Annotated in this window: 16 protein-coding genes; 9 read left to right on the top strand and 7 right to left on the bottom strand. The window is 70.3% G+C overall.

Features of this window, described 5'->3' with window-relative positions; genetic code table 11:
- The first annotated feature begins 4 nt into the window (after window positions 1-4).
- On the top strand, window positions 5-1,204 hold the full coding sequence (locus CRP49_RS16440; RefSeq protein ID WP_097254038.1) for an MFS transporter: 1,200 nt from the start codon (window positions 5-7) through the stop codon (window positions 1,202-1,204).
- Window positions 1,205-1,295: 91 nt separating this feature from the next.
- On the opposite strand, the gene CRP49_RS16435 is transcribed toward CRP49_RS16440, so the two are convergent.
- The gene (locus tag CRP49_RS16435) at window positions 1,296-2,501 is read right to left on the bottom strand and encodes a M23 family metallopeptidase (RefSeq protein WP_179851643.1); all 1,206 of its coding nucleotides are present in this window, start codon (window positions 2,499-2,501) and stop codon (window positions 1,296-1,298) included.
- 259 nt (window positions 2,502-2,760) lie between these two features.
- Here CRP49_RS16435 and CRP49_RS16430 point away from each other — a divergent pair, with 259 nt between their 5' ends.
- From CRP49_RS16430 to CRP49_RS16420, 3 genes are all read left to right on the top strand, one after another.
- Window positions 2,761-3,690 (top strand): slipin family protein, encoded by a 930-nt coding sequence (locus tag CRP49_RS16430; protein ID WP_097254036.1) that lies wholly within the window; start codon window positions 2,761-2,763, stop codon window positions 3,688-3,690.
- 82 nt (window positions 3,691-3,772) lie between these two features.
- Window positions 3,773-4,279, top strand: coding sequence for a glutathione peroxidase (locus CRP49_RS16425; protein WP_097254035.1), 507 nt, complete (start codon window positions 3,773-3,775; stop codon window positions 4,277-4,279).
- Between the two features lie 74 nt (window positions 4,280-4,353).
- Window positions 4,354-5,211, top strand: coding sequence for a MerR family transcriptional regulator (locus CRP49_RS16420; protein WP_097254034.1), 858 nt, complete (start codon window positions 4,354-4,356; stop codon window positions 5,209-5,211).
- Between the two features lie 123 nt (window positions 5,212-5,334).
- On the opposite strand, the gene CRP49_RS16415 is transcribed toward CRP49_RS16420, so the two are convergent.
- The 3 genes from CRP49_RS16415 to CRP49_RS16405 all read right to left on the bottom strand — a co-directional run bounded on the left by CRP49_RS16415 (window position 5,335) and on the right by CRP49_RS16405 (window position 7,573).
- Window positions 5,335-5,526, bottom strand: a complete 192-nt coding sequence (locus tag CRP49_RS16415; protein WP_097254033.1) for a DUF397 domain-containing protein — start codon at window positions 5,524-5,526, stop codon at window positions 5,335-5,337.
- Between the two features lie 192 nt (window positions 5,527-5,718).
- A complete protein-coding gene (locus CRP49_RS16410) occupies window positions 5,719-6,576 on the bottom strand; it encodes a helix-turn-helix transcriptional regulator (protein WP_097254032.1) in 858 nt (285 codons plus the stop codon).
- A 241-nt stretch (window positions 6,577-6,817) separates the two neighbouring features.
- A complete protein-coding gene (locus CRP49_RS16405; protein ID WP_097254031.1) occupies window positions 6,818-7,573 on the bottom strand; it encodes a GPP34 family phosphoprotein in 756 nt (251 codons plus the stop codon).
- Between the two features lie 195 nt (window positions 7,574-7,768).
- Between CRP49_RS16405 and CRP49_RS16400 the strand changes: the two genes are divergently transcribed.
- On the top strand, window positions 7,769-10,132 hold the full coding sequence (locus CRP49_RS16400) for a D-alanyl-D-alanine carboxypeptidase (protein WP_179851642.1): 2,364 nt from the start codon (window positions 7,769-7,771) through the stop codon (window positions 10,130-10,132).
- A gap of 186 nt (window positions 10,133-10,318) precedes the next feature.
- The gene (locus CRP49_RS16395) at window positions 10,319-12,256 is read left to right on the top strand and encodes an MFS transporter (RefSeq protein ID WP_179851641.1); all 1,938 of its coding nucleotides are present in this window, start codon (window positions 10,319-10,321) and stop codon (window positions 12,254-12,256) included.
- A gap of 55 nt (window positions 12,257-12,311) precedes the next feature.
- Here the strand turns inward: CRP49_RS16395 and CRP49_RS16390 are convergent, their stop codons facing one another.
- Window positions 12,312-13,154, bottom strand: coding sequence for a hypothetical protein (locus CRP49_RS16390; protein ID WP_097254029.1), 843 nt, complete (start codon window positions 13,152-13,154; stop codon window positions 12,312-12,314).
- A gap of 84 nt (window positions 13,155-13,238) precedes the next feature.
- On the opposite strand from CRP49_RS16390, the gene CRP49_RS16385 reads away from it, so the two are divergent.
- Together CRP49_RS16385 and CRP49_RS16380 are read left to right on the top strand one after the other, a co-directional pair.
- Window positions 13,239-14,027 carry an SDR family oxidoreductase gene (locus CRP49_RS16385; RefSeq protein ID WP_097254028.1) on the top strand — a complete coding sequence of 263 codons (789 nt, stop codon included), beginning with the start codon at window positions 13,239-13,241 and terminating at the stop codon, window positions 14,025-14,027.
- Between the two features lie 103 nt (window positions 14,028-14,130).
- Complete coding sequence (locus CRP49_RS16380) at window positions 14,131-15,690, top strand: sodium:solute symporter family protein (RefSeq protein ID WP_097254027.1); 1,560 nt, start codon at window positions 14,131-14,133, stop codon at window positions 15,688-15,690.
- Between the two features lie 60 nt (window positions 15,691-15,750).
- Here the strand turns inward: CRP49_RS16380 and CRP49_RS16375 are convergent, their stop codons facing one another.
- Both CRP49_RS16375 and CRP49_RS16370 read right to left on the bottom strand, forming a co-directional pair.
- Window positions 15,751-16,866, bottom strand: a complete 1,116-nt coding sequence (locus CRP49_RS16375) for an ADP-ribosylglycohydrolase family protein (protein WP_097254026.1) — start codon at window positions 16,864-16,866, stop codon at window positions 15,751-15,753.
- Between the two features lie 95 nt (window positions 16,867-16,961).
- On the bottom strand, window positions 16,962-17,702 hold the full coding sequence (locus CRP49_RS16370; protein ID WP_097254025.1) for a TetR/AcrR family transcriptional regulator: 741 nt from the start codon (window positions 17,700-17,702) through the stop codon (window positions 16,962-16,964).
- A 105-nt stretch (window positions 17,703-17,807) separates the two neighbouring features.
- Here CRP49_RS16370 and CRP49_RS16365 point away from each other — a divergent pair, with 105 nt between their 5' ends.
- The gene (locus CRP49_RS16365) at window positions 17,808-18,818 is read left to right on the top strand and encodes an alpha/beta fold hydrolase (protein WP_097254024.1); all 1,011 of its coding nucleotides are present in this window, start codon (window positions 17,808-17,810) and stop codon (window positions 18,816-18,818) included.

Raw genomic sequence — 18,818 nt, 5'->3', positions numbered from 1 at the left:
TAGCGTGGATCGAAACCTACGAGCCGGCCGGCTGGCCACCTTCGCGTACTTCACCCTGAACGGTTTCCTCATGGGGATGTGGATCGTCCATGTCCCGGTCATCGAGCACCGCGTGGGGATCGGCCATGCCTTGCTCGGCTGGCTCCTCCTGCTGCTGGGCGCGGGAGCCTTCGCGGGAATGCAGGCCACCGGACCGCTCACCGACCGTCTCGGGGCCCGTACCGTCGTACCGCTCGGCGCGGCGCTGTGCAGTGCCGCTGTCGTCCTGCCCGGCCTGGCCACGAACGCCTGGACGCTGGGGGCGGCACTCCTCGTGCTCGGCGTCGGCAACGGCTGCCTGGATGTCAGCATGAACGCCCATGCCGTCCAGGTCGAGCATGGTTACCGGCGGCCCGTCATGTCCGCCTTCCACGCGGCCTTCTCCATCGGCGGCGTCCTCGCCGCGCTGGTGGGCGCTCGCACGCTCAGCTGGAACTGGAGCCCGGCGACGACTCTGGGCGCGGTGGCACTCGCCGGTCTGGCCGTCACCGCGCTCGCAGCCCCCGCGCTCCTGCGCCCCGCCGACGCCCGCCGCCCCGGGGCCGCCGCTGCCCCTGTCGTGAACACCCGCCACAGAACGCCCCGGCACGTATGGGCCCTGGCCACCCTGGCGCTGATGATCATGCTGTGCGAAGGCGTGGCCAACGACTGGAGCGCACTCCATCTGCGCACTGTGCTGGACGCGCCGGCCTCCACCGCCGCCCTCGCCTACGGCGCCTTCGCCACGACGATGACCCTTGGCCGTCTGGTTGCCGACCGGGTGGCCGCGCGCGTAGGACCGGTGGCCGTTCTCCGGCACGGCGCGTCCGTCGCCGCGCTCGGTCTGACCGCGGCGGCCCTCTCCCCCTGGATCCCCTTGGCCCTGATCGGTTGGGCCGTGTTCGGGGCCGGGCTCTCGGGGTGCGTACCCCAGCTCTTCAGCGCCGCCGGCCATACCGACCAGGGTGCCGCCGGTACCAACGTCTCCCGTGTCGCCGGCCTCGGATATCTCGGCATGCTCGCCGGGCCCGCCGTCATCGGACCGCTGACCCACGTGCTGCCCCTGAACCTGACTTTCTTCCTCCCCGTGCTGTGCTGCGTCATCGCCGCCGCGGCGGCCGGCATCGTCCGGCCGTCACGTCATGCCCCGGCTCGCCCGGAGGCCGAGGCCGTCCGCCCCTGGTAGGTGACCTGGTAGACGCACGACGCCGTCTCATCCGACGTGTCGCCGCCCGACGTGCAGGCGGCTTCGACCATCGTTTTTGGCGAAAAGCTCCTCAGACCCTGATCCTGCGCCCCCGGTACAGCCGCCCCCGGACGTCCGTGAACCGCAGGTCCAGGCCTAGGCCGTCGCGTTCGGCGTGGAGGTGGAGGTGGGGTTCGGAGGAGTTGCCGCTGTTGCCCACCTCGCCGAGGAGTTCGCCCGGCTCGACGACGTCGCCCGGCTTCACCGTCACCGAACCCGGGCGCAGGTGCGCCAGTTTGATGATCTCCCTGCCCGTGTCGAGGAAGACGTGGTTGCCGTAGAGGGGTTGGTAGCGGATCTCGCCCGGGCGCTGGTCGGGGATCGTCGTGGCCGCCGAGATCACGCGGCCGTGGCAGGGGGAGCGGACGGGGCGGCCGTAGGCGGCGTAGGCGGTCAGGTCGCGGTCGGGGCGGGTGCGGGTGCCGTGCGGGCCGAGGCCGACCAGGTCGAGGGCGGCGCGCTGTTCCGGGACTTTGACGTGGTGGTTGAGGGGGCGGCCGCCGCCCTGGATGACGTACCAGGTTCCTTCCAGGGGGAAGAGGAGCGGCTGGGAGACCGGGGTGCGCCAGTGGTGGAGGCGGGCGGCGGCCAGCAGGCACACGGCTCCGGCCAGGAGGGCCAGGGCCGTGCCGAGGGCCACGCTGAAGTGGCCCGTCGGGAGGGTGGGCAGGCGGTAGGCCGAGGCGAGGGCGGTGAGGGCGGCCGCCTCGGCCGTACGGCGGCGGGCGCGGGCGTGCTGTGCGGGGGCGCCGTAGCCCTCGGCGAAGACGAAGAAGGCCGCCAGGGTGGCCGCGCCCGCGCACCAGGAGGTGCGGTCTGCGGCCGTCCAGAGCGTGAAGACGTTCCAGAGGGCCAGGACGAGGACATAGGTCAGCCAGACGACCGGCGTGCGGAGGGGGCTGCGGCGGGCTGGAGGGGCGTAGGGGGCTCCTTCGAGGAGCAGGCCCGTGATCTCCTGCCCGTCGGGCGTCTGCCGGGCCCAGGCGCGGACGCTGCCCCGCGGGCCGGTGACGATCAGGCCGTCGGGGCTGTCCGTGACGGTGACGGGGGTTCCGGTACGGGCGAGCGTGGCCTCGACGATCTCTTCCATACGGGATGCGCCGACCGCTTCCGCGACGGCCGGCGCGAGGCGGGCCCTCTCAGCCGGGTCCGCCGCGAGGAAACGGGTCAGGGTGGCCGCCTCCGGTGGCTGAGCGGAGGACGAGGGCGGCGCAGCCTCGGGTGTCGGATCGTGCATGTGGCCCCCCGGTCGCAGGTCTGGCGGTGGTCGCGGCCGCGCGGTGCTCCTCGCGGCCGACTGGAAGACGATCAGAGGCGGCGCGGGGTTCGTCTCCCGGCACGATGAGCCGGCGCCGGTCTCTCCACAGATCCGGTTTCTCCACAGATCCGGTTTCTTTACGGATCCCTGACACCCCCGGCGCATCCATCGGCGCCCTCCGTGATGTCATCCCCGTTGTCCGGAACCGGATGGAAGTCGCGTCGGAGAATGGAGTGCCATGGAAGGCACCGTCGTCGCAGTGGTCGTCGTGGCCGCGTTGCTCCTGCTCGTGCTGAAGAGCGGCATGCGCGTCGTCAACCAGGTGGAGCGCGGGGTGGTGTTCCGGTGGGGCAAGGCCCTGCCCAGCCACCGGCAGCCGGGCATCACGTTCCTCATCCCGTTCGCCGACCGGATGCGCAAGGTGAACGTGCAGGTCGTGACCATGCCGGTGCCCACCCAGGAGGGCATCACCAAGGACAACGTGTCGGTGAAGGTCGACGCCGTCGTCTACTTCCGGGTGACCGACCCCGTGCGGGCTGCCATCGAGGTGCAGGACTACCACTTCGCCGTCGGGCAGGTCGCCCAGTCCTCCCTGCGCTCCATCATCGGCAAGAGCGACCTGGACGATCTGCTGAGCGACCGGGAGCGGCTGCACGAGGGGCTGGCCCTGATGATCGACAGTCCTGCCGCCGGGTGGGGTATCCACATCGACCGCGTCGAGATCAAGGACGTACAGCTCCCCGAGTCGCTGAAGCGGTCCATGTCGCGTCAGGCCGAGGCGGAGCGGGAGCGGCGGGCCCGGGTCATCACCGCGGACGGCGAGTTCCAGGCGGCGCAGCAGCTCGCCAACGCCTCGCGGATCATGTCCGACACCCCCGAGGCCATGCAGCTGCGTCTGCTCCAGACCGTCGTCGAGGTCGCCGCCGAGAAGAACTCCACGCTCGTGATGCCCTTCCCGGTGGAGCTGCTGCGCTACTTCGACCGGGCGACCAAGAAGCTCGACCAGGAGGTCGAGAAGAACCAGATCGAGAAGAACCAGATCGAGAAGAGCGCGCGGGCGGCCGATGGGCTCAAGGCCGGGATCGAGCAGATCGCGGCCGTGGCCGACAAGTTCGCTCCGGTGGCCGAGCTGCCGGGCCCGGAGTCCGCTCCCGCCGAGCAGCAGTAGCCGGCCTCGGCATCGGCGGCCCCGAGGCCGTAACCCGATCCCGTGACCCGGGCCCGTCACCCTCCGGAGTTAGCATCCGCTCATGACGACTACTGATCAGAACGGCTCCGTGCTGGACACCGAGATCGGGGCCCTCAAGGGTGGCTCCGCGAATCTGGCGCAGTACGCCGGCAAGAGCGTGCTCATCGTGAACGTGGCCTCCAAGTGCGGCCTGACCCCGCAGTACACGGGCCTGGAGAAGCTGCAGGAGCGGTACGCCGAGCAGGGCTTCACCGTGCTCGGCGTGCCCTGCAACCAGTTCCTCGGGCAGGAGCCCGGCACCGCCGAGGAGATCGCCGAGTTCTGCTCGGCGACGTACGGCGTGACCTTCCCGCTGACCGAGAAGGTCGAGGTGAACGGGGAGGGCCGGCACGCGCTGTACGAGCGCCTGGTGGGCTTCGCCGACGCCGAGGGGCACAGCGGGGACATCCGCTGGAACTTCGAGAAGTTCCTGATCGGCCGCGACGGGCAGGTCGTCGCGCGCTTCTCGCCGCAGACCGAGCCGCAGTCCGCCGAGGTCGTGGCGGCCATCGAGAAGCAGCTGGGCTAGCCGGTTGACCTTGCCCCAGGGGCAGGGCTGAGCGTCCTTGTCACCGGGCGGGAAGGACCGCCCGGTGACGGAGGATGGCAATCGTGAACGAGGAGCTGCTGACCATCGGCGCGTTCGCCGCGCGGGCCCGGCTCTCGGCCAAGGCGCTGCGGCTGTACGACCGCCTCGGCCTGCTCGCCCCGGCACACGTCGACGAGGCCAGCGGTTACCGCTACTACCGCGCCGACCAGGTGGAACGCGCCCGTCTGGTGGCCCTGCTGCGGCAGCTGGACATGCCGCTCGCCCGGATCGCCGAGGTGGTCGGGGCGCGGGGAACCGAGGCCGCGGACCTGCTCGCCGCCTACTGGGCGGACGTGGAGACCCGGGTGGCCGGGCAGCGCACCCTCGCCGAGTACCTCCGTGGACGACTGTCGGGGAGGAGCTCCGAGATGTACGACAAGTTCGTGGTCGAGACGGTGGACGTGCCCGCGCAGGTGGTGATCACCGAGACCCGGCACACACTCGCGGACGAGCTGCCGGCCTGGATCGGTGGATCGCTGACCCGGCTGCTGGAGGCGGCGCGGGAGTGCGGGGGCGTGGCGGGTGCGCCGTTCGTCGTCTACCACTCCGAGGTGTCGATGGAGAGTGACGGGCCCGCCGAGTCCTGTGTTCCGGTGGCGGACGAGGCGGCGGCCCGGGCGTGGGTGGAGGCGCACGGGCGGACCTGGGCGACCCGGGTGCGGGTGGAGCCGGCGGCCCGGCTGGCCTACACCCGGATCACCAAGGCCCAGGTGGCCCATCCGCAGATCCTCGCCGCCTTCGAGGCGGTGGAGCAGTGGATGGGCGGGCAGGGCCTGGAGATGGCCGGTCCCTGCCGCGAGGTGTACTTCGCGGACTGGGACGCGGCCGGGCCCGGGGATCCGGTGTGCGATGTGGCGTTCCCGGTGAAGTAGCCCCGGGCCGGGCGTTGCCGAGCCCCCTCGGCAAGGACGGCGACTCGTCGAGAGGGCTCTGCGGGGTGACGCGTGTGCAGTTGTCGTCGGACGTGTCTGCGAGGGAACGTCAGGGAGGGCTCCCTACGCCTTGACCGAGGCCACGAAGGCGTTCCACGCGTTGGCGGGGAAGGCCAGGATCGGGCCCTCGGTCACCTTGGAGTCGCGTACGGCGAGCTCCGCGGCGGTGGGCGACTTGACCTCGACGCAGGCGCCGTTGCCCGCGGAATAGGAAGACTTCATCCACGTCTCCGAAGCGCCCTGAATCAGTGCCATGTCCACTCCTGTTGCGAGTTGCTGGTGGTGCGGTTCACGCCAACCTTGTTCGTCTGATTGGCGTGATCGACGCTACCGGGCAACCGCCTCTGCCGGAGTAGTCGTTCACTCAAGCGGATGGCATATTCCAGGTGGGCCTTCCGCTGAATCGTAACCACGGTGTACGATCCGGCACTTCCTGTGGAGCAGGGCTCAATCGGCGTAGGATTTCGCCACGTCGGAGATGTATTGCCGGGATTGCTCCACATTGAGGGACTGTGCCCGCAAGTGCTCGTACATCACGGCGTACTTCTGCACGTCCTGCGCCTTCTCCAGGTACAGGTCGCTGGTGACGCCCTCCAGGTAGACCACACTGGAGTCGGCCGCGTCCGTGAACTCCAGGATCGCGTACTGCCCGTTGAGCCCCGGGTGCGCGCCCACCTCGAAGGGCAGCACCTGCACGGTGACGTGCGGCAGCTGGGACATCTCGATCAGGTGCTCCAGCTGCTCGCGCATCACCAGCTTGCTGCCGACGACCCGTTTCAGCGCCGCCTCGTCCAGCACCACCCACAGCCGCAGGGGGTTGCTCTCGGCGGTGATACGTTCCTGTCGGCGCATGCGCACCTGGACGCGCTTCTCGATCTCCGCGGTCGACGTCTCCGGCAACGCGCCCTGCACCAGGGCCTCCGCGTAGGCGCGGGTCTGCAACAGACCGGTCACCAGCTGGGGTTCGTACACCCGCAGCGACTCGGCGTCGGTCTCCAGGCCGATGTACACGCTGTACGGGATGTCCCCGAACGTGTGCCACCAGCCCTGCTGCCGCGAGTCCCGGGCCATCTCCATCAGCGAATCGACGATCCGCTGGTCCTCGACCTCGTACACCCCGCACAGATCGCGCACGTCGCGCTGACTGATGCTTCTGCGGCCGTTCTCCAGCCGACTGATCTTCGACTGCGACACGAGCAGCCGCTCCGCCACCTCTTCGGCCGTCATGCCCTTGAGCTCTCGGAGCCTGCGCAGCTCCTGGCCCAGCCGGCGTCGTCTGACGGTGGGATTGACATTGGACGCCACGGGACGTGCACCTCCGGCTGCCTGCCTGTACCTAACACTTTCCGTATCTGCTGTTGAGCAGACTGCCACCAAGGTGCTTTCTACCGCTGGGAAACAGTGGATATGCGGCGCGTACGCGTCAGTTCGGGCACGGATTTACGGGTCCGAACGCGGTTGAGCGGGGTGGTGAGACCACGAGGGTCTCACCACCCCGCTCGAACCAGCGGCTCCCGAACCGGTTCTTGGGGACTGACAGTGCGGCTCAGTGGGCCACGGCGCGCGCCATGGACCCGCGGTGCGGCTGCATCGGAACCCCGCGTGCGGGTTCCGCCGCAGCCCTGGCTCCGGGCCCCGCCTGGCGGCCGGCCGTGGCCGGACCGCGCCGCGGCTGGGCCGCCGCGCCGTTCTGTACGTCCATCACGGCATGCGCGACCAGCCCGCCCATGGGGTCGTGCCGGATCAGATCCCGCAACCGGGAACGCGAGGAGCGGCCCTCGTTCCCCGGATACAGATGCTTGCCGAGTCCGACGGCGTGCGCCAGGGCGGCGAGCGCCGCGGTCCGCGGGTCCGGCGGTACGCCGGTGCGGATCGCGGAATCCAGCCGGGCACGGATCTCCCGGCTGATCTCTGTGTCCGTCGCCTGGTAGCGAGTCGTCGGCAGCACCCCGCACATCTGTCCCGGTACGGCGGCAACCATGCCGCACCGTTCGAGATGCGAGAGGTAGATCTGACGCAGCCCCAGCCGGGGCCCGCCGATCCAGTGGACGGCGCGTACGGGAGCGCCACGCCTTCGCAGCAACTCCAACGCACTGTCCAAAGTCGGATCTCCAGTCGGCCGTGGTACCACCACGGCGATACGATCCCCGTCTGGGGCTATCCGTCCGGCCAGCGCCAGCTCCACTAGCTGCGCTCCGGCCAGACCGAGGTCGAGCGACTGCGGCTGTGCAGTGGTACCCGTGGCCGGGTCCAATGCCAGCAGCAGAAGCTCCTCCGGAAGTGTTCTGCGGCTCCTGCCCATCCATGCCTCCCCGCGTGGATGACAGACAGGGTGACCCCTCTCACATTGGTCTGTCGAGGGTGCGTGACCGGTTCGTGAGGGAACCGGTAGGTATGTCGTTCTCGTCTACCACAGGGGCCAAGCCCTCACACAGGACACTGGTACATGGTTCGGACAGGGCGCGCGCGTGGGCGTGCGGCGCACGAGGAGGCATCGGTGGCGGGCGAGTCCCCCGACAGGTCGAAGCAGCACGAGTCGTCGGCGGAACCGACGCCGGGGAGCGCGGGTACGGTTCCCGAGCCCCGCGATCCGCGCCTCGCGGTGTCCCGCGAAAAGGATTCCGCGAGCGCCGCGGTGGACACGGCGACGAAGGTCCTCTCGATCCGCGACGCGAAGCCTGCCGCCGACTCCGAGGACGACGACAGCGCCCTGCGCGAGGCAGTCTCGGCCTGGGTCCGCTCGGCCGACACCCCCGAAGACCCCGAGCAGGAGGCCGAGTCCGACCAGCCGGAGACGGCAGAGGCTGAGGCAGAGGCTGAGGCAGAGGCTGAGGCGGACACGGAGACCGAGCCGGAGTCGGAGGCCAAGGCGGAGCCTGACGCCGAGTCGGCCGAGGACGCGAGCGCGGAGGCAAAGGCCGACGCAGCGTCGGAGCCGGACGAGGACGACGACGCGGAGGCAAAGGCCGACGCAGGGGCGGAGCCGGCCGAGGGCGCGAGCGCGGACACGAAGGCTGACGCCGCGTCGGACGAGGACACCGAGGACGAGCCGAAGGCTGACGTCGCGCCCGAGGAAGCCGACGCAGACGCGAAGGCTGACACCGAGGACGCCGACGCAGACGCTGACGCCGAGGGCGAGGCAAAGCCCGCTGCCGAGGACAAGGCAGAGGCCGCCGACGAGGACCCGGAGGCCGCCGACGGCGAGGACACCCCACAGGGGCCACCCGCACCCGACAACGAGACCCGCACGGGTGGTGCGGGTGGGAACGAGACCGCCGACGGCGAAGCCGAGGCGAAGGACGCCGACAAGGACCCGCAAGCCGCCGCACCCGCCGAAGCGCCGCAGGCACCCCGCACGGGTGGGAACGCGGACGCCGAAGGCGAAGCCGAGGCGAAGGGGGTTGATCAGCCGACCACCCTCATCAAGGCCGTCCGCCCCAAGAAGCCCGCGGTGGACCAGCCCACCACCGCCCTCAAGCTCGGCGGCAGCAAGTTCGTCCCGCTGAAGACAGACACCACCGCCCCCACCACCGCCCTCCCCCAGGTCGGCCCCGAGCGCACCACCCAGCAGCCCCTCCCGCCCAAGCCCCCGCTGGACCTGCTGGCCGAGCTGACGAACACGCCCCGCCCCCCGGAGACCCCGGTCCGCACGCTCGTGCGCCGGGTCAAGATCTGGACCCCGCTGGCCCTCCTCCTGGCGGTCATCTTTGCGGTCGTACAGGCCGTCCGCCCGCTCCCCCAGCCCACCCTCGACCTCACCGCGAAGGACACCTACACCTTCGAGGGCGGCAAGGCCGACATCCCGTGGCCGTCCACCGGCCAGGCCGCCCTGGACGTCCAGGGCATCGGCACGTTCGGCTCCTCCGGCACCCAGAAGCCCGTACCGATCGCGAGCGTCGCGAAGGTCATGACGGCGTACCTGATCCTGCGCGAGCACCCGCTCAAGAGCGGCGAGGACGGCCCGAAGATCAAGATCGACAAGCCCGCCGAGGAGCAGTCGGACGCCGGCCAGGAGTCCACCGTCCCGGTCACCGCCGGTGACAAGATCTCCGAGCGCGAGGCCCTGGAGGCCATCCTCCTGCCCTCCGCCAACAACGTGGCCCGGCTGCTCGCCCGCTGGGACTCGGGTTCGGAGAAGGCGTTCGTGACGAAGATGAACGCCACCGCGAAGAAGCTCGGCATGACCAACACCACGTACACCGACCCCTCGGGCCTGACGGACTCGACGGTCAGCACGGCCGTGGACCAGGTCAAGCTGGCCAAGGCGGCGATGCAGCAGCCCGCCTTCCGCGAGGTCGCGGCGATGATGTCGTACGACGACTACAAGGGCGTCAACCACTCCAACTACAACCGCCTGGTCGGCCACAACAACGTCGTCGGCATCAAGACCGGCACCACCACCTCCGCCCTCGGCAACCTCGTCTTCGCGGCGAAGCAGGAGGTCGGTGGCGAGACGCGCACCATCATCGGCGCCGTGATGCGCCAGCCCGCCGGCGGCTTCGACAACACCATCATCAGCGGCGTCCTGGACGCGGGCGACAAGCTGATCCGGTCCGCGCAGGGCGCGCTGAAGTCCGCGACGATCCTGAAGAAGGGCGATGTCGTCGGGTACGTCGACGACGGGCTCGGCGGCCGTACGCCGGTCGTGGCGACGAAGGACGTCACGGCGGCCGGCTGGGCCGGTCTGAAGGTGAAGCTGTCCTTCACCTCGGATGTCGTACCGCACACCGCGAAGGCCGGCACCAAGGTCGGTTCGCTCACCGTGGGTGACGGTTCGGCCGGTGCGGTGACCGTGCCGGTGGCGCTGCAGAAGGCCCTGACCGAACCCGGCTTCACGGACAAGCTGACCCGCCTCGGCTGAGCCGTACGCCCGCTGCACCACTCCCCCACCCCGCCGACGGAGCCCCGCGGCGGGGTGCGTGCTAGCGTCACGAATCGGGGCAGGTCGCCGGTCCACGGGACGGGGCCGCGAACTGGACGAGAAGCGGCCGGTAACACCGAGGGACGCGGCCGAGAACAGAAGACGGGACACGGGGAGTGCCTTCAGGTGGCCACAACCGAGCCGACACGCGCGGACGACGCCGATCCGGACCCGGGATCCGGCCCACGAATACGCCTGTCCACGGCTGACACGGACAGTCATCACCAGGACCACACCGACAGCCACGGGGACAGCCGCGCGGACAGCCAGGCGTACGGCCGCACGGACGACCACACGGACGGCCGTGCAGACGACCACGCGGACGGCCGTACGACCGCGCCTCAGGGCCGGCTCGGCCGTCTCCTCGTCGCCGTCGAGCCCCTCCGGCAGCGGTTCCTGCTGCACCCCGTGCTGTCGTTCACCGCTCTGGCCGGCCTTCTGCACATCATCTGGTTCTTCACGTTCGCGAACAGTGGCGGCGATCTCGCGGCCCAGGACGCCTGGGCGGAGTTCGTCGGCCGGCACCCGGACTCGGCGTACAACCTCGCCTGGTACGGGGGCATGCACCCGGTGTCGTACAGCGTGGTGTCGCCGTATCTGATGTCGGTCCTCGGCGTCCGTACGACGATGATGATCGCCGGGACGGTCTCGGCGGGCCTGCTGACGCTGGTCCTCATCCGCAGCCGGGCGGTGAAGAACCCGCTGTGGGCCTCGCTCGCCGGGGTCTTCGCCTTCCTCTGCAACGCGGTGTCGGGCCGGGTGACCTTCGGGCTCGGCACGATGTTCGCGCTCGGCGCGGTCGCTGCCGTCTTCTGCTGGCCCTACCGGTGGCGGTACAAACGCTGGGCGAAGGCCCTGGTCGCCGCCCCCCTGGCGGCGCTCGCCACGATGTCCTCGCCGGTCGCGGGGCTGTTCGTGGGCCTGGTCGCGGCCGCGCTGTTCCTGCAGAAGCGGCGGCCCGGCGCGTGGGCGCTGGGGCTCGCACCCGCGGCGGTGGTCGGCGTCTCGGCGTGGCTGTTCCCGTTCTCCGGCACCCAGCCGATGACGATCGGCTCGGTGATACTGCCCCTGCTGTACGGCCTGCTGATCCTGTTCCTCGTCCCCAAGGAGTGGATCACGGTACGGCTGACGGCCGCCGTCTACAGCCTCGGCGTCGTCCTGGTGTGGCTGATCAGCTCGCAGATCGGCTCGAACATCTCGCGGCTGCCGATGCTGTTCGCGGGTGCGGCGCTGATCGCCGCGCTGCCCTACACGGTGCCGCGCTCGCGCAAGTGGTACGTGACCGTGCTGGCGTTCCTGGGCTCCGTCGGCTGGATCGGCTTCAAGTCGGTCGACGACATCATGCACACGACCCCGGCCGCCTCCTGGGCCCGTGAGCTGGCCCCGCTGGTCAACCAGTTGCAGAACGTCGGCGCGGAGAAGGGCAGGGTCGAGGTGGTCCCGGCGCGCTCGCACCGCGAGGCCTCCGCGCTCGCGCCCTACGTCAACCTGGCCCGCGGCTGGAACCGGCAGGCCGACATGGAGCGCAACCCGCTCTTCTACGACGACACGCTCAACTCGGCGAACTACCACGAGTGGCTGCAGCGGTGGGCCGTGCACTTCGTCGTGCTGCCGAAGGACAACCCGGACGGGGACGGCGGCGAGCGCGAGCGGCAGCTGCTGCGGCGCGGGATGCCGTATCTGAAGCAGATCTGGGGCGATGCCAACTGGCAGCTGTTCCGGGTGACCGATCCGGCGCCGCTCGCCGAGCCGAACGCGGTGGTGCAGCGGGCCGAGCAGGGCGAGATGACGCTGGACGTGCGCAAGGCGGGGCGGATCCTGATCAAGATCCCGTACTCGCCTTGGCTGAGCATCGTCGACGGGCAGGGCAAGAGCCTGAAGCCTCCCCAGAAAGCCTCGGGCGGGACGACGTACGACAACGTCAACGGGTGCCTGATGGAGACGCCGGAGGACTCCGAGGGCGACAAGTGGACGATGCTGGTGGCGCCGAAGGCCGGGACGTATCACTTGGCTGCGCCCTATCAGCTGCCGCGCGGTACGCCCTGCCCCGACGAGCTGAAGTGAGCCTCTGGGGGCTCCGCCACCAGACCCCCGTTTCCCACCCGCCCACCGGTCTCGGTCAGCTGCGAAGCTCTGTTACGTACCTGTCCGTGCCCGGGATCGTCGGGATGAACGGGGCCACCAGTTCCACCCGGCCCAACCCGGACTCGGTCACCTGCTCGTCCAGGTCCGTGAAACGTCCCTCCCAGCACTCCCTGGGGTCCGTCTCCAGGAACCACAGCAGGGTCAGGCGGGTGTCGACGCCCTCGACCTGCTTGACGTAGGTCATGCGGTCGCCGGGGAGGGGGGTCGGGCGGAAGAGCGTGACCATCGCGGCCGGGGAGCCTGTCAGGCGGCGGGGCAGATGGCGGGTGCGCAGCCACTCCAGCAGTTCGGCCCGCCGCTCCGCCGACTCCGCGTCGATCACCTCGACCACCAGCCCCGCGTACGGATGGTCGAGGGCGTGGAAGTCCCTCGGGCCCGCCGCGCCGTCCCGGTACACGGTCGCCTCGTGGTCCTGGAAGGCCGTGAAGACGTGGGTGCGGTCCTGATAGACGCGGGCGTCGCGGTTGAGGCGTTTGTTGATGGCGACCGTCCACTTCATGTGGTCGTCGTAGCGGCCGTCGGTGATCCAGTACGTGGAGATGTAGCAGCCGGCGGTGACGGGCTGGGCGATGGCCGACTTCTCCGGGTAGCGGAGCAGCTGCAGGTCCCGGGTGGCCACCCAGCGGCGGCCGGCGTACATCCAGGGCATGGCCATGGCGCCGGCGTAGTAGTGGTCGTCCTCGTACCAGCGGTTGTAGGCGTACTCGTGGCCGGGGTGCGGCTCGACCATGGTGATCAGGGCGTGGCCGGGGTGGACGCCGTACGGGCCCACGGCGGCCAGTTCGGCGTACACCTCGCTGCGTGTCTCCTCGGACATGAACGCTCCTCCCCTTCCGTCCTCCTCCGCTCGCCCATACTCTGACGCTCCGTCAGATAAAGCGCCAGGGTTCGGGAGGCTCCCATGTCGTTGCTCGCGGGCAGGACCGTCGTCGTCTCCGGGGTCGGGGCCGGGCTCGGCCATCAGGTGGCCGCCGCCGTCGTGCGGGACGGGGGGAACGCCGTCCTGGGCGCACGCACCGAGGCGAACCTCGCCAAGAGCGCGGCCGAGATCGATCCGGACGGCGGGCGCACGGCGTACCGGGCGACCGACATCACCGACGAGGGGCAGTGCGAGGCGCTGGCCGCACTGGCGCGGGAGCGCTTCGGCTCGGTCGACGCGGTGGTGCACGTGGCCGCCTGGGACTCCTACTTCGGCGGGGTCGAGGACGCGGACTTCGCGACCTGGCAGTCGGTCATCGACGTGAACCTGCTGGGGACGCTGCGGATGACGCGGGCGTGCCTGCCGGCCCTGAAGGCGGCGGGCGGCGGGTCCGTGGTCTTCGTCGGAACACAGTCGGCGGTCGCCGCGCCCTCGCAGGTGAAGCAGGCCGCGTACGCCGCGTCGAAGGGGGCGCTGACGAGTGCCATGTACTCGCTGGCACGGGAGCTGGGGCCCCATCGGATCCGGGTCAACACCGTGCTACCGGGGTGGATGTGGGGGCCGCCGGTCCAGGCGTACGTCCAGTTCACCGCGCACACCGAAGGGGTGCCGGAGGCGGAGGTGCTGGGGCGGCTGACGGAACGGATGGCGCTGCCGGAGCTGGCGACGGACGGGGACGTGGCCGACGCGGCGGTGTTCCTGGCCTCGGACCGGGCAAAGTCCATCACGGGACAGTCGTTGCTGGTCAACGCAGGTGAGCTGATGCGCTAGCGTTCACATGGATGAACGAAGGTCACCTCTCAGAACATTTTTACTTTGACTTGACCTTACGCTCGCTTGTCGTGTTCACGCGACCGCACCCACGATCGGGCACATGAACAGTCTCGACTGGGCCGTGCTGATCGGCTACTTCGGTGTGATGGTCGCGATCGGGCTCTGGTCGCACAAGCGCGTGGACAACGTCAGCGACTTCTTCACCGCCGGCGGCAAGATGCCCTGGTGGCTGTCCGGCATCTCGCACCACATGTCGGGCTACAGCGCGGTGATGTTCACGGGGTACGCGGGAATCGCCTACACCTACGGCGTCACCTCGTTCATCACCTGGTCCTTCCCGATCGCGCTCGGCATCGCCATCGGCTCCAAGCTGTTCGCGCCGCGCATCAACCGGCTGCGGTCCCGGCTGCATGTGGCCTCGCCGCTGGAGTACCTGAAGAACCGCTACAACCTGCCCACGCAGCAGGCGCTCGCCTGGTCGGGCATGCTGCTGAAGATCGTGGACGTGGGCGCCAAGTGGGCCGCGATCGCGACCCTGTTGTCGGTGTTCACGGGTGTGTCGCTGAACCAGGGCATCCTCATCACCGGCGCGATCACCGCCGTCTACTGCACGATCGGCGGCCTGTGGGCGGACGCGCTGACCGAACTCGGCCAGTTCGTCATCCAGTTGCTGGCCGGGGTCTCGATGTTCGTCGCGGTCGTGGTGAAGCTGAGCGACAAGAACATCGGCTTCCTCGGCGCCTGGGACGAGCCCGCGCTGCACGGCCACGGCAAGCCCCTGGTCGGCCCGTACGGCACCGTCTTCCTGCTCGCGTTCCTGTTCATCAAGCTCTTCGAGTACAACGGCGGCATGCTCAACCAGGCCCAGCGCTACATGGCGACGGGCAGCGCGCACGAGGCCGAGCGCTCGGCGCGGCTGTCGTCGATCCTGTGGCTGATCTGGCCGGTGGTTCTGTTCTTCCCGATGTGGATGTCCCCGCTCCTCGTCCACGCGCAGAAGCCGGACGGGTCCGACTCCTACGCGCTGATGACGGAACAGCTGCTGCCGCACGGCCTGTTGGGCCTGGTGATCGTCGGCTTCTTCTCGCACACGATGGCCATGTGCTCCTCCGACGCGAACGCGATCGCCGCGGTGTTCACCCGTGACGTGGCGCCGGTGCTGTCGGCGAGGGCGCGGGCGTGGGGTGAGCGGTCGGGCCTGATCGCGGCCCGGGTGACCACGGTCGTCTTCCTCGGTCTGTCCATGGCGGTGGCGACCCAGGTCAACTCCCCCGCCTTCAAGGACATCATCACGGTCGTCATCAAGTGGGTGGCCGGTCTGATGGGTCCGATCGCGATCCCGATGATGCTGGGTCTGCTCCGCCCGTTCCGCCGCTCCGGGCCGACGGCGGCGCTCACCAGCTGGGCGGCGGGTCTGCTGGCCTTCTGGCTGGTCAACTACCCCATCAACTGGAACGTCGACGGCGGAGTCCCGCTCCAGTACCAGGTCTCGATCCCGCTGGCGGTCTCCCTGGTCCTGTACATCCTGATCGGCTTCCTGAAGCCCGAGGACACCCCGGAGCGGCTGGCGATCATCGAGAAGGTCAACACGGACGGAGACGCTGCGCTGGCTGTGCCGGTGCCTGCGGGTGCGGGGGACGATGTGGTGGGGGCGCCGTAGGGGTTGCTGCGGGAGGTTGGGTGCGGGTGCGTGGGAACTGCCACCGGGCAAGTACTCAGCTCACGCGCGCGGGTAACGCGCCAGCCACCCCGGGGACGACCCCGCAGGTCCATGCAACGCAGGCCCCTGGGTCATCTCCATCGCGAAGTCGTCGGACAGTTCCAGAATCGTCGGCCGCCCTTCCAACTCGGCCAGCCAGGCCGGGGGAAGGGCGGTCTCACCGTGAAGGGCGCCCAGCAGCCCACCGGTCAACGCACCCGCCGCCGCCGACGGACCGCCCTGGTTGATCGCGAGGCACAGGCCGTGGCGTACGTCCTCCCCCACCAGCGCGCAGTAGACGGCCGCGGCCAGCAGACCGTCCGCCGTGCCGTCTCCGGCGAGTTCCTCCACCCGGGACGGGCCGGGCAGGCCCTGCCGTACCGCGCCGAGTGCGTGCTGGAGGGCGTCGGAGACGGGCTGGTGGCCGGGGCGGGCGGCGAGCAGGGCGAGGGCCCGCTGCACGGCGCCGTCCAGGCTCTCCCCGCGGGCGAGGGCGTGCACGATGACGGCGTACGCGCCCGCCGAGAGGTAGGCGATGGGGTGGCCGTGGGTCTGGGCGGCGCACTCCACGGCCAGCTGGATGACCAGTTGGGGTTCCCAGCCGACCAGGAGGCCGAAGGGGGCGGAGCGGGCCACGGCCTCAGGGCCCAGTTCGCCGGGGTTCTTCGGGATCTCCAGCGTGCCCATGGTCTCGTCGCCGAGGCCGACGAGCAGGGCCCGGGTCGGGTCCCGGCGGGCGTACAGCCACTCCTCGCGCGCCAGCCAGCCGTCGTCCTTGCGGCGCTCGTCCGGCCCCCAGTCCCGCTGGGTGGCCGCCCACCGCAGATACGCGCGGTGCACATCGGTCGGCGGATGCCAGGCGCCGGTGTCGCGGCGCACCTGGGCGCGGATCAGCCCGTCCACCGTGAAGAGGGTGAGCTGGGTGTGGTGGGTGACCGTACCGCGCCGCCCGTGGCCGAAGGCCAGGTCGAGCAGTCCTTCCCCGCCGTACACGGAACGGATCTCGTCCAGGGCGAGCGCGTCGGCAGGACCGCCGAGCGCGTCGCCGACGGCCACGCCGAGCAGGGTGCCGCGCACCCGGCTGCGGAAGTCCTGCTGCTCGGCGCGGCCCCAGACGGCAACGGATGTCGCACTCACTCAGACCTCCTCACGGCACCGTCCGTACGTACGACGCCCAGCACTGTAATCGACCTGGGACGGTCGGTTCACGGGGGCAAATCGGCACCGCCTGGTCATTCCCGCACAGCTGTGAGCGCTTCGACCCCGTCCAGAATCCGGTCGAGGCCGAAGTCGAGCGGGTCGGTGCCGGCCGGGTCGAAGGCGCCCTCGGCGACCGCCTTGGTGAGAGCCGGGAAGCGGTCGGCGTGCCGGGCCAGCAGGTCGCCGGTGAGCCGGTTCCACTCCCGGTCGTGTTCCTCGTCGTGGTCGCGGAGCTGCTGGGCCTGGTTGCGGACGAGCCCGACCAGGAGCAGGAACACCTGGTGCCGCTGCGCCCCGCCCAGTCCCGTCGGCTCCAGGGCGGCGAGCGCCGCGTCCAGCCAGCGCAGCTGCCGGGGCCCCATGACCTGGCGGCGCATCGCGGTGGCGGTGAGCAGCCAGGGATGGTCCGCGTAGACCCGCGCGCACTGCCTGGTCCATTCCCGCGCCCCCGCCCGCCAGTCGCCCTCCGGGACCCCCGACAGATCCGGCCCCTCGGCGAGCACGGCTTCCACCATCAGCTCGACGAGTTCGTTCTTCCCCGGGACGTACCGGTACAACGCCATGGCCGAGACCCCGAACCCGCCGGCCACCTTGCTCATGGAGACGGCGTCCAGCCCCTCCGCGTCGGCCAGCTCGACGGCTGCCGCGGCGATCCGCTGCGGGGACAGCTTCGGCTTGGGCCCGCGGGTGGGCTGCTCCTGCTCGCCCCACAGCAGCGCGAGGGTCGCCCGCGGGTCGCGCGGCTTGTCCTGCTCCTTGTTCCGGGCGGCCATCCGGCTCCTCCCCTTCGTCCCGGCGAAGCCCGTTGACTCCGCCCACCAACTGTATATACCGTAAACACAACTGCTGACGGCATAAACAGTTTAGGGGGAACACTCATGCTGCTCACCTACCGCGCCCTCAAGCGCGCGTCGCTGGCGAAGAAGTTGCGCATCACCACGCCGAACGGCATCGACGAGTCGTCGTACGTCCGCATCGGCGGCGTCGACCAGTGGATCTCCATCCGCGGCGAGGACCTGTCCAACCCGGTGATCCTGGAGATCCACGGCGGCCCCGGCGCCTCCAACCTGATCTTCATCCCGCGCACCCGCGCCTGGGAGCGGCACTTCACGATCGTGCGCTGGGACATGCGGGGCGCGGGCCGGACGTTCGCGGCGGGCGGCCCGGCCGGCCAGGGCGAGATGACGCTCGACCGCGTCTACCAGGACGCCCTCGAGGTGACCGAGTACGTCCGCGAGCGCCTGGGTGTCGCCAGGCTCCTCCTCCTCGCCAACAGCTTCGGCACGGTCACCGGCCTCCGCCTGGCCCGCAACCACCCCGAGCTGTACTCGGCGTACGTCGGCACCGACCAGAACGTCATCGACGGCGGCCGCGACACCTCGTCGTACGAGGCCCTGCTGGCCCGGCTGGAGAAGGCGGGCAAGAAGAAGGAGCTGGCGAAGACGGTGGCCATGGGCCCGGACCGGACGGCCTGGTCCGCGCCCGAGTGGGCGGACCACGCGAAGATCGTGACCACCACCGACCCGCTCACCTACGACACGATGAAGACGGTCGTGATCCGCTCCCTCTGGTTCTCCCCGTTCCACACCCTGCGGGGCCTGCGCACGTACCTGAAGGGCATGAGCTTCTCCGAACAACTGGGCCCGCAGGCGATGACGATCGACGAGCGCGCCGAGGGCACGTCCTTCCGCCTCCCCTTCTTCATCTTCCAGGGCGACACCGACGTCCTCACCCCACCGGAGCCGGCCCACCGCTTCTACGAGCAGGTCACGGCCCCCGTGAAGGACTTCGCCCTCATCAGGAACGCCAGCCACTTCGCGTCGTTCCGGCACCCGGACCAGTTCCTGGACCTGATGCTGAGCAAGGTGCGGCCGGTGGTCTCGGAATGA

Source organism: Streptomyces sp. Ag109_G2-15, assembly GCF_900215565.1.
Lineage (GTDB): Bacteria > Actinomycetota > Actinomycetes > Streptomycetales > Streptomycetaceae > Streptomyces > Streptomyces diastatochromogenes.
Note: the sequence above shows the minus strand (reverse complement) of the source record. Positions and strands in the feature narration are given on the sequence as shown.

Bases quoted from the DNA above. Each gene is read 5' to 3' on its own strand.
- CRP49_RS16435 (WP_179851643.1), bottom strand. From the start codon at position 2,501: ATGCACGATCCGACACCCGAGGCTGCGCCGCCCTCGTCCTCCGCTCAG.
- CRP49_RS16430 (WP_097254036.1), top strand. From the start codon at position 2,761: ATGGAAGGCACCGTCGTCGCAGTGGTCGTCGTGGCCGCGTTGCTCCTG.
- CRP49_RS16425 (WP_097254035.1), top strand. From the start codon at position 3,773: ATGACGACTACTGATCAGAACGGCTCCGTGCTGGACACCGAGATCGGG.
- CRP49_RS16420 (WP_097254034.1), top strand. From the start codon at position 4,354: ATGGCAATCGTGAACGAGGAGCTGCTGACCATCGGCGCGTTCGCCGCG.
- CRP49_RS16415 (WP_097254033.1), bottom strand. From the start codon at position 5,526: ATGGCACTGATTCAGGGCGCTTCGGAGACGTGGATGAAGTCTTCCTAT.
- CRP49_RS16405 (WP_097254031.1), bottom strand. From the start codon at position 7,573: ATGGGCAGGAGCCGCAGAACACTTCCGGAGGAGCTTCTGCTGCTGGCA.
- CRP49_RS16390 (WP_097254029.1), bottom strand. From the start codon at position 13,154: ATGTCCGAGGAGACACGCAGCGAGGTGTACGCCGAACTGGCCGCCGTG.
- CRP49_RS16385 (WP_097254028.1), top strand. From the start codon at position 13,239: ATGTCGTTGCTCGCGGGCAGGACCGTCGTCGTCTCCGGGGTCGGGGCC.
- CRP49_RS16380 (WP_097254027.1), top strand. From the start codon at position 14,131: ATGAACAGTCTCGACTGGGCCGTGCTGATCGGCTACTTCGGTGTGATG.
- CRP49_RS16370 (WP_097254025.1), bottom strand. From the start codon at position 17,702: ATGGCCGCCCGGAACAAGGAGCAGGACAAGCCGCGCGACCCGCGGGCG.
- CRP49_RS16365 (WP_097254024.1), top strand. From the start codon at position 17,808: ATGCTGCTCACCTACCGCGCCCTCAAGCGCGCGTCGCTGGCGAAGAAG.